The following is a 15,014-nucleotide window of genomic DNA, read 5'->3' on the forward strand; positions in this document are numbered from 1 at the left end:
GCACATTTCACCGTGCCCGCTACCTCTTGCACGCCTGAACTCCCGCTGAACCAGAAAGGGAGCCGCCATGTCCGCCAGACCCACACTCGGCGCTCGCCCGCCGCGCGCCACACCGACACTCCCGCCGCCCGTGCCGGACTGGTCGACGATCGGGCACCTGATGGCTGACAGTCAGACCGTCGGGCGGGCTCTGCTCGCCGACGATCCGGCACTGGGATGGACCGCCGCCGGTGTCCGCCCAGCGGCGATCCTGCTGCTGGAACCGGCCGAGCCACTGATGGCTGTCGACCCGCCTACCGGTCGCACCTTCGATCTGCAGGTGGAACTGCTCGTGCGGAGGGGCTTCGGGCGGTTTCCGCTGGACGCCCCGGTGCCCGCGCCGCTTCCTGGCTGGACCGTACAGATCGGGCCGGTAGGACTGGAATTGCTGGACGCCGGTGGCAACGTCTGGTCCGCTGCCGGCGTCACGCCCGGACCTCGCTGGCTGTCCACAGTGGACGAGTGCGGCTACGTCCAGGTGCTGTACGGTGCCTGGCTCGGTGTGCGGACACCCCGCGGCGTGCGGGCTGACCAGTACGGCCCGGCGCGGCGGGCCGCCGAACTTCGCGCCGCACGGATGCGCGGTCTCGTAGCCGCCGCAACCGTCGCCTGGACCGATCGGTCCGTGCGGCACTCTCGTGATGAACCGCTGCCCCAGTGCGTCTCGCCGAATCCGGCGCCGTAGCACTGTTCTGAGCAAGCGGAGCAGGCGCTGCGCTCGCCGGCCGTACAACCGCCCGCACCAGCATCGACGACCGGCTCGCCGGCGGGCTCACCACCTGCCGTGACGACGGCACTTTGGGCAGCGCCTGGTGACGGCAGCCCGCCTCGCCGGTGCTCCAACCGAGATGCGGCATCGGGCGCGGCATCCGGCGTCCTGCGGGTCCATGACGAGGTTGCGTATGGCTTGGGTGACCCGGGTGGCGGTGGTGGTGTGCGGTGGCGTTGTCGTGGTCAGACCGGCCGCGATCAGGGCGGACGTCATTGTCGGTAGCCGCAGGGCCGGTCGACCGGTTGAACGTTGGGGGAGAGTGGGATACAGTATCCGAACTTCTGAAGGGGGCTGACGTGCAGCTTGCGAAACCGCACCCGATTCCCGACGCGCAGGACGCCGCCCGGCTGATCGACGAGCTGACCAACGGTCATCTGCGCTGGACCGCCGGGGACGACGGGGTCGCCCGCCTGACCCTGAACCGTCCCGAGAAGCTCAACGCGATCAATCGGGACATGGTGCGCGGCCTCCGCGCCGCGGTTCGGCTCGCGGAGGAGAGCCCCGATGTCCGTGTCCTGATCGTGGCTGGCGAGGGCCGGGCGTTCAGCGCGGGCGGCGACCTTGCCGAGGTTAACGCGCTCGTGCGGGACCGGGCCGCCTTTGACGGCTTCCTCGACGAATGGCACGACGCCTTCGACGCGATCGAGGCCTGCAGCAAGCCGGTCATCGGGCAGGTCCACGGCGTGGCGTTGGCGGGAGGGTTCGAGCTGATGCAGGTGTGCGACGTCGTCATCGCTGCCCGCTCGGCCCGCCTGGGCGACCAGCACGCGCGGTTCGGGCTGTTTCCCGCCGGGGGAGGGACCCAGCGCCTGGCGCGGCTCATCGGCCTGCGGCGAGCCACGTGGATGCTGGTCACCGGCGAGGCGATCGACGCCGACACGGCGGAGCGCTTCGGGCTGGTGAACCGAGTTGTTGACGACGAGGAGCTGGCGGCGGTCGTGACCGAAACCGCGCGGTCGCTGAGCCGGCTGAGTCCACGCGCGACGGCGGCGATCAAGCATGCCCTCCGGGTGGGCGAGGGGCTGGAGGTGCACGAGGCACTACGCGCGGAGCGACCGCTGGCCCTCGATCACATGGCCTCCGACGACGCCCAGATCGGGTTCGAAGCGTTCCGGCACCGCCGGGAGCCCGATTTCGGCGGCGGCCAACGATGACGAAATTACCGAGGAGCCGATCATGCAACTGAGCGACATCCTGTACGAGGTCAAAGATAGTGTCGCCCGCATCACGATCAACCGCCCGGAGAAGCGCAACGCCTTCCGCGAGGAGACGCTCGACGAGCTCATCTGGGCCTTCGGCCAGGCCGAGGCGGACCGTACGGTGGGCGTGATCGTCCTGACGGGCGCCGGCGATCGAGCGTTCTGTTCCGGTGGGGACATCGCGTGGGAGGACGCGTCGGACCCGGTGGGGGCCGCGCGGATGAACCGCCGCACCAGCGTCCTCTCGATGATCATGCGAGGGTGCGGCAAGCCGGTGATCGCCCGCGTGCGCGGCTACGCGGTCGGTGGCGGCAACGAGTTGCAGATGATCTGCGATCTCACCGTCGCCAGCAGCGACTCCAAGTTCGGCCAGTCGGGTCCGAAGATGGGCAGCGTCCCGGTCTGGTGGGGCACGCAGCTCCTTCCGCGCATCGTCGGCGAACGCCGGGCCCGCGAGATCGTCATGCTGTGCGAGCCGATCACCGCCCAGGAGGCGCACGCCATCGGCCTGATCAACAAGGTCGTGCCGCCCGACGAGCTGGACGCCGCCGTCGACGCGTGGTGCGAGCGCCTGCTGTCGCTCAGCCCCCAGGCCCTCCGCGTCGCGAAGCTCTCCCTCAACTTCGAATCCGATCAGCTGTGGGCCTCGGTGCAACACGGTCAACAAATGATCAACTTCATCCACGGGACCGAGGAGTTCCACGAGGGTACGTCGGCCTTCCTCGAGAAGCGCCCGGCGGACTTCGCCCGGTTCCGTCGCTAGGAGGCGCTGGTGCAGCACACGCGAGCAGATCATGAGTGAGTCCCCGGTCGTCATCGTCGGAGCCGGGCACGCCGGGTTCACGCTGGCACTCATGCTCCGCACGCGGGGCTGGGAAGGCGGCGTCGTCCTCGTCAGCGACGAGGACGAGCTGCCCTACCAGCGACCGCCGCTCAGCAAGGAATACCTGCACGCCGGGCAGGACGAGGAGGACACGCGCTTCCGCCCGGCCTCGTTCTACGGTGAGCAACGTATCGAGCTCGTCGTCGGTGCCCGGGTCGTCGGCATCGACCGTGCCGGCCGCAGCGTCGTCTTCGCCGACGGCACGCGCCGATCGTTCGGGCATCTGGTGCTGGCGACCGGAGCGCGGGCCCGCGAGTTGCGTGTGCAGGGCCACGACGCCGACGGTGTGGTGTCGCTGCGGGCCCGGCACGAGGCGGTCGACCTGCGGGCGCGCTTGAGTGTCGCCAGGAGCGTGGCCGTCGTCGGCGGCGGGTTCATCGGGCTCGAGGTCGCCGCCGCTGCGGCCGACCTCGGGTTGCGGGTGACCGTCCTCGAGGCGCAACCGCGGCTCATGGCGCGGTCGCTGTCGCACGTCATGGCCGAGCATCTGCTCGCGCTGCATCGCCGGGCCGGGGTTGACGTCCGGCTCTCGTCGGCCGTCGACGCGATAGCGACGGAGGGCGGGCGCGTCACCGGTGTGCTGACGCGGGAACCGGACGTCGTGCCGGCCGACATCGTCGTCGTCGGTGTCGGCGCGGTGCCCAATGACGAGCTCGCCGCGTCGTGCGGATTGCCGGTCCGCGACGGCGTCCTCGTCGACGCCCAGCTGCTGACGGCGGATCCGGCGATCTCGGCGATCGGCGACTGCGCTCGCCTCCCCGGTCCCGGGCCCGACGGGGCGGGCTACCGGCTGGAGTCCGTGCAGAACGCGGCCGACCAGGCGCGATTCGTCGCCGATCGCCTGATCAACGGCTCGACGGAGCCGTACTGGGCGGTCCCGTGGTTCTGGACGGAGCAGTTCGGCCAAAAGCTTCAGATAGCCGGGCTCAGCGCGGGCTACGACGAACTGCGGACCGAGCGTGCCCGGGATGACAAGTTCTCGGTGTACTGCTCGCGCGGCGGCACGCTGCTCGCCTGCGAGTCGATCAATGCGCCGGGAGACCATCTCCGGGCACGGAAGGCGCTGGCCGCCGCGCTCACCGGTAGCGGCGGCTGAGCCGCCCCATTGGACAACCCTGACTGAACCTTGCCAAACAGGGTTCACTGAGTAAGGTATCCCGTATACAGCGCGCCGAAGTGCGGACCAATGGTGCCAACGGCGCGTTCGCGGATGATGCGACGTCGCGTCCCGTCGACAGGAGCGTTCTCATGGCCGAGGCCGAAAAGCAGGAACTGGTCGATGTCGCCGGTCAGTGCCCGTATGACTACTACCAAGCGGCGCGCCGGCGGGGTCCGGTGTCCTGGGAGGACCGCACCGGCTACTGGGTGGCGTCGAGCTACTCGTCGGTCAGCCAGATCCTCGCCGACGAGGACACCTTCGCCCGCCTGACGCCCGCCGAAATCGTGTCCGAGCAGCGCTACGAGAGAATCATCGCCACGCCGACGTTCCTCCGCGGCCAGGAACGGCTCCAGCACCACCGGTGGTGGCTCGAGATCTTCAACCCGAAAAACCTGCAGGCCCTCCGGTCCGGCGTGATCGCCGAGGTCGTCGACGCGACGATCGACGAGTTCGCGTCGCGGGGCAGCGCCGAACTCGTCCATGACTACACCGAGCCGGTGGCGGACCGGGCCATCGCCGCCGTCCTGGGGCTGCCCTGGCGGGATCCGTCCTGGATGGCCGACCTCCGCACCAACTTCAACCACATCGAGCACTACAAGAGCTCCATCTACCTCAAGCCCGAGGAGTCGAGGCCGTTCGCCGAGCAGGCCCTCGAGGCCACCCACCGGATCGACGATCTGCTCCGGCCGTTCATGGAGCAGCGGAAGGTGCATCCCGACGACACGATCATGAGCCGGGTGCTGCACGACGACGCGATGACCGGCTGGAGCGAGGACGAACTGTACGGCCTCGTGCGCACGTTCTTCACGGGCGGCAGCGGTACGACCAGCATCGAGCTCGCCAACGCGATCTACCTGATGCTGACCACCGAGGGCATGACCGAACGCCTCACCGGTGCCGATCCGAAGGTCGTCGCGCACTTCGTGGAGGAGGCCCTGCGCCTCGTGCCGACCAACCACTTCCGGACCCGGGTCGTGCAGCAGGACGTCGAGATGGGTGGCGCTCGGCTGGCGAAGGGGCAGATCGTTGCCCCGCTCATCGCGTCCGGCAACCGGGACGAGTCGCACTACGACCACGCCGACGAGGTCGATCTCGGGCGCAAGAACCCGCGCCAGCACCTGGCGTTCAGCGTGGGGATCGGTGCCTGCGCGGGCTCCGGGCTGGCCCGCGTCGAACTGCAGGAGGGCGTCGCCCGCCTGGTGAACCGTCTCGGCGAGCTGCGCCTGGATCCTGCCGCCGAGGCGCCTTCCCTCGGCGGGTCCATGTTCCGCCTCTACGCACCCCTGCACGTGCTGTTCCAGGCCCGGTAGGGCATCGCACACCTGACATCGAAACTGTGAAGGGAATGCCGAAGTGGCACGTCTGAAGGACAAGGTCGCCATCGTCACCGGCGGCGCCTCCGGCCTCGGCGAGGAGACCTCCAAGCTGTTCGCCGAGGAGGGCGCCCGCGTCGTCGTGGCCGACGTCAGCGTCGAGCGCGGCGAGGCCGTCGCGGCCGCCATCCGGGACAAGGGATCCGAGGCGGTCTTCCAGCGGACCGACGTCGCGAGCAGCGAGGACGTGCGCGCGCTGGTGGCGCGCGCCGAGGAGACGTTCGGCCGCCTGGACATCATGGTCGCCAACGCCGGCATCGGCGGTGTGGCCTCCCGCAAGTCTCTCGAGGAGCTCGAGGAGCACGAGCTGGAGGAGGTCCTGCAGATCAACCTCAAGGGGCTGTGGCGGTCCCTGAAGTACGCCGCGCCGGCGATTCGCCGGGCCGGTGGCGGTGCGATGACGTCGAGCGCGTCCGTCGCCGGGCTCACCATCCTGGGCGGATCGAACCTGGGTGGCTACACGGCCTCGAAGCACGGGGCGGTCGGCATGACGAAGTTCTTCGCCGCGGAGCTGGCGGCCGACGGCATCCGCGTCAACTGCGTCTGCCCCGGCCGGATGCAGACCAACATCGACGAGAGCTTCGGCTACGACGATGCGCAGCTGCAGGTCGCTCGCGACCGCCGTGAGATCGCGATGAAGACCTCAGGGCTGCGCACCATGGCCCACCCCCGCGAGGTCGCGTACCTGCACCTGTTCCTGTGCTCGGAAGAGGCCTCGTTCATCACGGGCCAGGCCATCGAGGCCGACGGCGGTGTCAACCTCTTCATGAACCGAAGCGGTCTTGTGACCAAGAACAGCGAGTAACGGGCGATGTCCGTCGATCAGGTGGCGAGTGCACTGGTCCTGGCGCACCGGGAGCAGCGGCCGGTTCACCGGTGCACGAGGTGGCGCGGCTCGGGCTGGAGGAGGCGTGTCTCGTCCAGTCACGCGTCTTCGAGCGGTTGTGGGAGCGCGATTCCCGGGCGGTCCCCTCGTACAAGGTCAGCCTGGTGACCCGCACGATTCAGGAGCTCTACGGCACGGACGAACCCGCGCTCGGCGTCGTGCCGCCGCAGCACGTCGTGGACAGCGGGTCGACCCTGGCGCTCGATGACCTGTTCCGCCCGGTCATCGAACCGGAGCTGGTCTTCGTGGCCACACGCCCCCTTTCGGCCGCGGCGGGCGTCGAGGAGATCCTCGACGCCTGCCTGGTCGCGCCGGGCTTCGAGGTGCCCGACTCACGCTATGCCGGCTGGTATCCGCTCCCGGACGGGACGGTCGCCGACCTGGTGGCCGACGGGGCCTTCGCCGAGCAAGGCAGGATCGTCCAGGCCGGCTCGCACATCGCGTCCGGGACGTTCGCCGATCCGGTCGTGGTGCGGGCCGGCACATTCCGGGCGGATTACGAGGGTATCGGCTCGGTCGAGGTTTCTTTCGCGTGATCAGGAGGTCGGCATGGCCAGGCGTGTGACGATCGAGGACTACCGCCGCATCGCGAAGCGTCGCCTGCCCCGCTTCGTCTTCGACTACGTCGACGGCGCGGCCGGCGACGAGTTGACCATGCGCGACAACATCGACGCGTTCCAGAAGATCCGCCTGTACCCCAACCAGCAGGTTGATGTCAGCCGCCGGTCGACAGCGACCACGGTGCTCGGGCGGCAGGTCGAGATGCCGGTGCTGCTCGCGCCGACCGGGCTCCAGCGACTGGTGCACCGGCGGGCGGATCTTGAGGTCGCCGCCGCGGCCGGGCGCGCCGGGGTCCCGTTCGTCGTCAGCGCCTCGACCGCGTTCACGATCGAGGAGATCGCCGCGAACGCCACCGGGGACCTGTGGATCCAGATCTACCCCTGGCGGGACCGGGCGGCCGTCGAGCACGTCGTGAAACGCGCGCTGGACGCCGGATACTCCACGTTGGTGGTCACGGTCGACGTACCCCTGCTGGGCCGGCGCGAGCGCGACGTGCGCAACGGCATGAGCATCCCGCCCCGTATCACGGCACGGAACCTCTACGAAGGGGCCCGGCACCCCCGATGGGTCACGCATCTGCTCCGCGGGCCCGAGATCACCTTTACGAACTTCTCGAGTTTTGTGCCCGACTCACGTGGCATGGCGCTGATGTCCTGGGTGAACAACGAGCTGACGAATCCCGGGGCGCAATGGGACGAGGTGCGCTGGTTGCGCAGCCTCTGGCCGGGTCCGATGGTGGTCAAGGGCATCCTCACCCGGCGCGACGCGTTGCTCGCGGTCGGCGAGGGCGCCGATGCCGTCGTGGTGTCCAACCACGGCGGTCGGCAGCTCGACGGAACGCCCGCGACCGTCGACGTGCTACCGCGAATCGTCGACGCGGTGCCGGATCGCGTGGAGGTGCTGCTCGACGGCGGCGTCCGGCGGGGGACCGACGTGCTGAAGGCGCTGGCTCTGGGCGCACGCGCCGTCCTGATCGGCCGACCCTACTGGTGGGGACTCGCGGCGGGCGGCTCGAACGGTGTGCGGGCGGTGCTGGAGGTCCTGCGTGCCGAACTCGACATGGCCATGGCCCTCTCGGGCCGACCGACCATCGAGTCGATCGGCCCCGATCTCCTGGCTCCGCCCGACTGACGCGCGCACCGTCGCGGCGGGTGTCACTGCAACTCGAGTCCCTGCAACGTCAGGTGCTCCACCAGTCCGTGCCCGGATCCGACGATGTGGTCGGTCATCAGCGAGCCGACCTTCTTGTGCTCGTGGTGCCGCATCGCCTCGATGATCGCCTCGTGCTCGGCGTTCGAGTGGCCTGCCCGCTCGGGCATCTCGATGAGGAAGTTGCGCGGCAGGTCAACGGAAAGAATTTTGAGTGCGGTCAGCAGCTTCCGCGACCGCGCGAGCCGGTTGATGCTGCGATGGAACGTCCAGTTGAGCTCGGCCATCGACGCCTGGTTCCCGACTGCCGCTGCCGCAACCATCCCGTCGTGCAGCGAAGCCAGGTTCTCCAGGTCGTCCGGCGTCGCGTTCTCCGAGGCACGCGTCGCGGCCATGCCGGCGAGCATGCCCTCGATGAGGTAGGAGTCGATGAGATCGGCGCGGCTCAGCGGCGCGACGATCGTGTGCTGGCCACGATCCGTGGTCAGCAGGCCCTCGTGGGTGAGCGCCTGCAGCGCGTCGCGGATCGGCATGCGACTCGTTCCGAATCGTTCGCAGAGAGGCTGCTGCGACAGGCGAGTGCCGGGCTTGATCATGCCGAGCAGGATGTCGCGGCGCAGCTGGTCGGCAATCTGGCTGCCGAGCAACGAGCGCTGAACTTTGCTGGTCGGCTGGGTCACCATCACGTCAGGCTGCGCCATGGTTCTCCTTGACTCGGTTCGACAATGTCCATGGTATACGGTAGCCGAAGAAAGTGTCACAATGAAAGATCGGTATCAATGACGTTACTCCGGACGCCGGCACCAGCTGACGTCCTCTGACGACAATCCGGGAGCGGGGCTGAATCTACGGCCCACCGAGCCGGATAGTCGAATGGGACTATTCGGTTGTCGCGAGTGTCCCACAGTGACGATGTCCTGGCTGGCGGTCAGATATGGATCGACGGCCGCCTCAGCCATGTCGTTGATCGGCGCGTAGCAGACGTTCGCGTCGCCGAGCAGTGCGTCCCAATGGTCCCGGTCTGCCGCGGCGAAGACGGCCGAAAGCTGCTCGATCGCGGCGTCGGGCCGGCTTGCGCGCAACTGGATCAGATCGTCCCGGTCGAGCAACCGGCACAGCCGGATCCAGAAATGGTCCTCGAGTGCGCCGATGGCGATCCATCGGCCATCGCGACATTGATACGTCGTGTAGCCGGCATCGCTGCCCAGGTTGAAATCGCGCTCCAGGCGCGGCGGATCGGCGGCCAGCGCCTTGACCAGTTGCGGGCCGGTCAGCGCGACCGCGGAGCCCAGCAGGCTCACGTCCACGAACCGGCCTTCGCCGCTGTGTTCCCGCTGCAGCAGCGCGGCGAGTATCCCCACCGCGGCGTGCAGGCCGGCGGCGATGTCGGCGATCGGTGGCCCGATCGGCACGGGCGCACCGGCCGAATCCCTGACCTGACTGAGGAAGCCGGCGCGGGCCAGGAAGTTGATGTCGTGTCCGGGTGTGCCGGGGTTGTGACCGTGCTGCCCGGCGACGGAGATCGAGCAGTACACGACACGAGGGTTGACGGCGCGGCATGTCTCGTAGTCGAAGCCGAGCCGGGCCGCGACGCCGACGGTGAACCCCTCGACGATGACGTCGCAGCCGGTGACGAGGGTGCGCAGCCGGTCGCGGTCTTCGTCGTCCTTCAGGTTCAGCTGGATGCTTCGCTTGTTGCGACCCACCCAGGCGTGCAGCGCGCTGTCGTCCCCGACTCGTGGCTCGATGTGCCGCCCCGGTTCGCCTCCGGGTCGTTCGACGTGGATCACGTCCGCGCCGAGGTCGGCCAGCAGCAGCGTGGCGTAGGGTCCCGGGAGGTAGGTGGTCAGGTCGAGCACCCGGACTCCTGCGAGCGGTGCGCCGTCGGATGTCACGCGGCTCTTCCAACCTTCCGCCGTTGAGGGTGCTTCCGATTGCTCGTGTTCGTGCCCGTGGAAGCTGGACTGGGCTGTCGTATCCTGTATACACTTTAGCCGGACGTCGGTGCCCGGACAAGCAGAGGATGCGGCACACGGTCCACCACCGGTCGGATTCGGCTCGCCGACGATCTTCGTCCGCCTCGTTGTGACCCCCTGGACGAGATTCGACGACTCGGTGACCGCCCTCGATCCCGCCGATCGAGGCCGCGGGCCGGCCATGCCAATGTGAAGGGAGTTCCACATGGGTGGACAGCGTGACCTCCAAACCGCGCTGGAGACCGCGCTCGAGCGCGGCGAGCGTGGCGTGCAGATCGCGGCCTACATCGGCGAGGAACTCGTGCTGGATGGATGCATCGGCACCGCCGACGACGCCGGCACGCCGGTCACCGGCGAGACACTCTTCCCGATCTTCTCCGTGACCAAAGGGCTCGTCGCGACGGCGCTGCACATCCAGGCCGAGCGCGGCTACGTGGACTACGAAGCGCCGGTCGCGACGTACTGGCCGGAGTTCGCCGCCAACGGCAAGGACGCCATCCGCGTCCGTGACGTGCTCGTTCACCAGTCCGGGGTGCCGCAGATGCCGGAAGGCACGACGCCGCAACGGCTGCAGGACTGGAATTGGTGCGTCGATGGGCTCGCCCGGCTCACGCCGCTGTTTCCAGCGGGCACGAGCGCGTACGCCTCGATCAGCTACGGCTGGCAGGTCGGCGAGATCGTTCGCCGCACCGACCCCAAGGGCCGTACCTTCGCCGAGTTCGCACGCGACGAGATCTTCCAGCCGTTGGGCATCGAGGACTATTACCTCGGCATGGACGGGCGCAACCACGACCGCGTGGCCACCCTGTACTCCGCCGGCAACCTCAGGCCGCAGCCGAGCCAATACCGCGAGCTGGCCATGCCCTCGAACATCACGCCCGGCCCGCTCTGGAACGACCCGACGTTCTACGACGCGGTCATCCCCGGCGCCGGCGGGATCGCCAACGCCAGGGCTGTAGCACGCTTCTTCGCCCTGCTGGCCAACCGCGGCGAGTTCAACGGCCACCGGCTGCTCAGTGCCGACCGGGTCATGTCCTTCACCCAGCCGCGCCCGAACCCGCACGCCTGGGACGAGGTGCTCGGCCAGGTGCCCTGGGTCGGCATGGGAGGCTTCTGGCTCGGCGGCGACTCACCACCCGCCGAGCCGATCATCGGCACGAGCCCGCGGATCCTGTCGAGCAACGGCGCGGGTGGGACGATCGCGTGGGCCGACCCCGATACCGGGCTCGCGGTGGCCATCTGCCACAACCGCATGTTCCGGATCAACCCACCCCTGCCCCCGGACGAGCACCCGTTCACGCTGTTGGGTGCCGTGGCCCGGTCTGTGAAGGAGTAGCAGTGCCCAAGGTGACCTACGTCCAGCCGGACGGCAGCGCGGAAAGCTATGACGTGCCGGCCGGGAAGTCGCTCATGCTCGCGGCGATCTCCCACAACGTTCCCGGGATCCTCGGCGAGTGCGGCGGCCAGGCCATGTGCGCCACCTGCCACGTCTACGTCGACGAGGAGTTCCTGGACCGGCTCGCGCCCCTGTCGGAAGACGAGGACGAGATGCTCGATGCGACGACGTCGGAGCGGTTGCCGAACAGCCGGTTGTCCTGCCAGCTCATCTGCGGTCCCGAGCTCGACGGGTTGATTGTGACGCTCCCCGAAGACCAGGCCTGAACCCCGGAGGACGGCGTGGGTGTTCAGCAAAAGGCGGCGGTCTCGGAGTTCGACGCCACGGAGGGGCGAAGTTGTCTGCGGGGCTGGGACGTCATCGTCCGCCTGCCCGCGATCCAGCGAAAGCTTGACCTGGCGGCAGGTCACAACACCGCGGGCTACGTGTCCGGCTATCCGGGTTCGCCGCTCGGCGGCCTGGACACGGAACTGCGCCGCGAGCGTGAACGGCTCGAGCAGTACCATGTCCGCTTCGAGCCCGGCCTCAACGAGGACCTGGCGGCGACCGCGATCTGGGGCACGCAGTACCTCAACGCCGGCAGCGTGAAGTCGGACTACGACGGCGTTTTCGGCCTCTGGTACGGCAAGGGTCCCGGCGTCGAGCGGTCCACCGACGCCATGCGGACGGAGTCCGAGCTCCTCGGCAGCCTGCGTTCAAGCCAACCCGTCGGATGACCGGCCCGAGCCGCCCGATCACTGGAGGAAGCATGCTCAGGCATGTGGTGCTCATCAAGTTCAAGCCGGACGTGACCCCGGGCCAGATCGAGCAGCTGGCGGATCGGCTCGAGTCCGTTCGCCGCACGCTCCCGCAGGTGCGTGCCCTGGCCTGCGGCAGCGACCGCGGGCTGATCCAGGGGAGCAGCGACTTCGCCATCTGCGTCGACTTCGACTCGATGGATGACTATTCCGCATACCTGCGGCACGACGAGCATGTCGCGTTGGCGGGCATGCTCGGTCCGCTCGTCGACTCGCGCACGGTGGTCGACTACGAGTTCCACTGAGCCCGTCGCCACTGTGTCAGGTCTGGATCGCCCATGACGGTGGTGACGTTCGTGCCCCCGGGCGGCGCGCCGATCACGGCCTCGGTGCCGACCGGCGCCAATCTTCTGCGCGTCGCGATGGCCTACGGCGTGAGCGGTCTCGTCGCCGAGTGCGGTGGGGACGCCGTCTGCGGGACGTGTCATGTCTTCATCAGCGGGATCGAACCGCAACAGCTCGACGCGATGAGCGAGGCCGAGGACGAGCTCCTCGACAACGCGGCGGCGCCGCGCCGGTCGGACAGCCGGCTCGCCTGCCAACTTACCGTGCCGGCCGCGCCCGGTCCGATCGTCGTGACGATCGCCGCCGAGCAGTGGCGAAGCCTGCGCTGAAACGCGAACGCGAGCGCGGTGTCCACCGACGTTCGCCGGTTTGTCGCGCGTCGACCTTGCAGTTGTGGTGCCTGACAAACCGGGCATTCAAGGAGTGCCTCGGCACCACAACTGCAAGATCGACAATGGTGGACCCGGTCAACGTGGTGGACGACGCCGGCCCTGCCGGCGCTTGTGGCGGGCGAGGCCCGTCGCAAGCGCCGACGCACCCCTGAACCCTGTGCCGCGCCGTCTCCGGCGCCTGCCATCCGGCCTGCCCCGGTCCACGGCGGAAGCCGGCTCATGCCGGTTCGAAGACAGGCTTGCTACGGAATGGTTTACGGGATACCGTATGCAGCACCCGGTGAGACGTCGGTCACAACCACGTCTTGGGCATTGCCCCCCACTTGGCGAAACGCCGCCCGCGAGTAATCGGCTTGAGGCCGGTCATGCAGGGCGGACTCGACGCCGCAATGCCTTGCTAACACATTGGTAACCGTATACCGTATTCAAACTAGCCGCGATGGGAAGGCCGGATGTTGATGGGACAGATCGCGGCGCCGTCGCTTCAAGGCGCCCGGACGCTTCGGCGGGCGCCGGAACGAGGATGGTGCTGATGCTTGTTCATGAGGCACTCGCGAGAGAGTTGGCCGCCCTCGGCGTTACGCACGTCTTCGGCGTCATGGGTGATGCCAACCTGTTCATCATCGACAGCTTCACGCGGACCGTGGGCGGCACCTACGTTCCCGCCGCGAGCGAGGGCAGTGCGGTGCTCGCCGCGATGGGTTACGCCCAGGCGTCGGGCGGACTCGGGGTGGCCACCGTGACACACGGGCCCGGGCTCACCAACACCGTCACCGCGCTGGTCGAAGGGTCGCGGAGCCGGACTCCGATGCTCCTGCTGGCGGGCGACACGCCTGAGGACAGCGTCAACCATATCCAGAACATCGGCCAGCTCGAGGTCGCACGAGCCGCGGAGGTCGGGTTCCAGCAAGTCCGGTCGGCGGAGAGTGCCGTCGCGGATCTCTTCGAAGCGGCTCGGCGGGCCCGGACCGAGCGCCTGCCGGTGGTGGTCAACATCCCGATCGACCTGCAGTGGCAGGACGCCGGCAACGACCCCGAACTGCTTGCCGCTGCGGACGACGAGCCTGTCCTGGCAACCCCGGAGCTGATCGAAGACGGCGTCGCCGTCATCGCGTCGGCGAACCGGCCGCTCGTGCTGGCGGGCCGCGGCGCGTCCGACGCCGGGGCGAAGGCGGCGCTGGTCAAGCTCGCTCATCGCATCGGGGCCCCGTTGGCGACGACGCTGCGCGGCAAGGACCTCTTCGCCGGCGAGCCGTCTGCCATCGGTATCTTCGGCACCCTTTCCGACGAGCGGGCTCTCGAGGTCATCGGGCGCGCGGACTGCGTCATCGCCTTCGGCTGCGGACTCAACATGTGGACGTCCGCCGAGGGATCGCTGCTCAAGGGCAAGCGCGTCGTCCATGTGAACACCGACCCTGGCGCGTTGAACCGCTACAGCGCGGTGACCGTAGCCATCCCCGGCGACGCCGCGAGCGTGGCGAGTGCCTTCGTCGCGTTGCTGGACGAAGGCGAGATTGACGCCACCCGATTCTCGCAAGACGTCCGGCCGTCCGAGCGGCCGGCCGGCGCCCCCGCCGGGGATGAGGGTAGCAAGGACACGCTCGACCTGCGCGTGGCGCTCGATCTCGTCGACCGTGGCTTCCCGTCGGAGCGCACCCTGGTCATCGACAACGGGCGCTTCATCCACCAGGCGTTCACCAGGCTGCACGTGCCCGAGCCGAAAGCGTACGTGCACGCGGTCAACTTCGGTTCCCTCGGGCTCGCGATGGGCACCGCACTCGGCGCCTCGTACGCCGACCCGGATCGGCCCGTCCTCGTGGCGTGCGGCGACGGAGGCTTCGCCATGGGCGGCCTCTCCGATCTGACGTTCATGGCTCAACAGCACCGCAACATCACCGTGGTGATCTTCAACGACAGCGCCTACGGCGCGGAGTACGTCCAACTGGCCAACCGCGGGATGGATCCCAGCGCCACGACGTTCGTGTGGCGGGACTTCGGGCCGGTTGGGGAGGCGCTCGGCGCCATCGGGTTCACGGTTCGATCGGAGCAGGAACTGCGCCACGCCCTGGAGCGTGCGAGCACCGCCGATGGACCGAAGCTCATCGACATCAGGATCGACACCAGGTACGTCTAGCGAGCGCCCTGGC

The 15,014-nt window shown here is 68.8% G+C and carries 16 protein-coding genes; 14 read left to right on the top strand and 2 right to left on the bottom strand.

Annotation, left to right across the window (positions count from 1 at the left end; translation table 11 throughout):
- The first annotated feature begins 67 nt into the window (after positions 1-67).
- The 8 genes from Dfulv_RS15230 to Dfulv_RS15265 all read left to right on the top strand — a co-directional run bounded on the left by Dfulv_RS15230 (position 68) and on the right by Dfulv_RS15265 (position 8,003).
- Entirely contained in the window at positions 68-724 is a 657-nt protein-coding gene (locus Dfulv_RS15230) for a hypothetical protein (protein WP_259863637.1), read from the top strand.
- A gap of 299 nt (positions 725-1,023) precedes the next feature.
- A complete protein-coding gene (locus tag Dfulv_RS15235) occupies positions 1,024-1,965 on the top strand; it encodes an enoyl-CoA hydratase/isomerase family protein (RefSeq protein WP_259863638.1) in 942 nt (313 codons plus the stop codon).
- A 22-nt stretch (positions 1,966-1,987) separates the two neighbouring features.
- Positions 1,988-2,773, top strand: a complete 786-nt coding sequence (locus Dfulv_RS15240; protein WP_259863639.1) for an enoyl-CoA hydratase-related protein — start codon at positions 1,988-1,990, stop codon at positions 2,771-2,773.
- A 31-nt stretch (positions 2,774-2,804) separates the two neighbouring features.
- The gene (locus Dfulv_RS15245) at positions 2,805-3,989 is read left to right on the top strand and encodes an NAD(P)/FAD-dependent oxidoreductase (RefSeq protein WP_259863641.1); all 1,185 of its coding nucleotides are present in this window, start codon (positions 2,805-2,807) and stop codon (positions 3,987-3,989) included.
- Positions 3,990-4,141: 152 nt separating this feature from the next.
- Positions 4,142-5,362: a cytochrome P450 gene (locus Dfulv_RS15250; protein ID WP_259863642.1), complete on the top strand. Its 1,221-nt coding sequence runs from the start codon at positions 4,142-4,144 to the stop codon at positions 5,360-5,362.
- Between the two features lie 43 nt (positions 5,363-5,405).
- Positions 5,406-6,230, top strand: coding sequence for an SDR family NAD(P)-dependent oxidoreductase (locus Dfulv_RS15255; RefSeq protein ID WP_259863643.1), 825 nt, complete (start codon positions 5,406-5,408; stop codon positions 6,228-6,230).
- Positions 6,231-6,301: 71 nt separating this feature from the next.
- Positions 6,302-6,847, top strand: a complete 546-nt coding sequence (locus Dfulv_RS15260; protein ID WP_259863644.1) for a hypothetical protein — start codon at positions 6,302-6,304, stop codon at positions 6,845-6,847.
- A gap of 13 nt (positions 6,848-6,860) precedes the next feature.
- Positions 6,861-8,003: an alpha-hydroxy acid oxidase gene (locus Dfulv_RS15265; RefSeq protein WP_259863645.1), complete on the top strand. Its 1,143-nt coding sequence runs from the start codon at positions 6,861-6,863 to the stop codon at positions 8,001-8,003.
- A gap of 23 nt (positions 8,004-8,026) precedes the next feature.
- Here Dfulv_RS15265 and Dfulv_RS15270 read toward each other — a convergent pair whose 3' ends face one another.
- A complete protein-coding gene (locus tag Dfulv_RS15270) occupies positions 8,027-8,722 on the bottom strand; it encodes a GntR family transcriptional regulator (protein WP_259863646.1) in 696 nt (231 codons plus the stop codon).
- Between the two features lie 84 nt (positions 8,723-8,806).
- The gene (locus tag Dfulv_RS15275) at positions 8,807-10,204 is read right to left on the bottom strand and encodes a CaiB/BaiF CoA transferase family protein (protein ID WP_259863647.1); all 1,398 of its coding nucleotides are present in this window, start codon (positions 10,202-10,204) and stop codon (positions 8,807-8,809) included.
- Between Dfulv_RS15275 and Dfulv_RS15280 the strand changes: the two genes are divergently transcribed.
- From Dfulv_RS15280 to Dfulv_RS15305, 6 genes are all read left to right on the top strand, one after another.
- Entirely contained in the window at positions 10,203-11,333 is a 1,131-nt protein-coding gene (locus Dfulv_RS15280) for a serine hydrolase domain-containing protein (RefSeq protein WP_259863648.1), read from the top strand. The two genes, Dfulv_RS15275 and Dfulv_RS15280, sit on opposite strands and share 2 nt — an antisense overlap.
- 2 nt (positions 11,334-11,335) lie before the next feature.
- Positions 11,336-11,659 carry a 2Fe-2S iron-sulfur cluster-binding protein gene (locus tag Dfulv_RS15285; protein ID WP_259863649.1) on the top strand — a complete coding sequence of 108 codons (324 nt, stop codon included), beginning with the start codon at positions 11,336-11,338 and terminating at the stop codon, positions 11,657-11,659.
- Between the two features lie 15 nt (positions 11,660-11,674).
- The gene (locus tag Dfulv_RS15290) at positions 11,675-12,109 is read left to right on the top strand and encodes a hypothetical protein (RefSeq protein ID WP_259863650.1); all 435 of its coding nucleotides are present in this window, start codon (positions 11,675-11,677) and stop codon (positions 12,107-12,109) included.
- A 32-nt stretch (positions 12,110-12,141) separates the two neighbouring features.
- Complete coding sequence (locus Dfulv_RS15295) at positions 12,142-12,435, top strand: Dabb family protein (protein ID WP_259863651.1); 294 nt, start codon at positions 12,142-12,144, stop codon at positions 12,433-12,435.
- 33 nt (positions 12,436-12,468) lie between these two features.
- Positions 12,469-12,804 carry a (2Fe-2S)-binding protein gene (locus Dfulv_RS15300; protein WP_259863653.1) on the top strand — a complete coding sequence of 112 codons (336 nt, stop codon included), beginning with the start codon at positions 12,469-12,471 and terminating at the stop codon, positions 12,802-12,804.
- 595 nt (positions 12,805-13,399) lie between these two features.
- Positions 13,400-15,001, top strand: a complete 1,602-nt coding sequence (locus tag Dfulv_RS15305) for a thiamine pyrophosphate-binding protein (protein ID WP_259863654.1) — start codon at positions 13,400-13,402, stop codon at positions 14,999-15,001.
- Positions 15,002-15,014: the final 13 nt, after the last annotated feature.

Origin of the sequence: Dactylosporangium fulvum (assembly GCF_025137375.1) — a bacterium.
GTDB classification, from domain to species: domain Bacteria; phylum Actinomycetota; class Actinomycetes; order Mycobacteriales; family Micromonosporaceae; genus Dactylosporangium; species Dactylosporangium fulvum.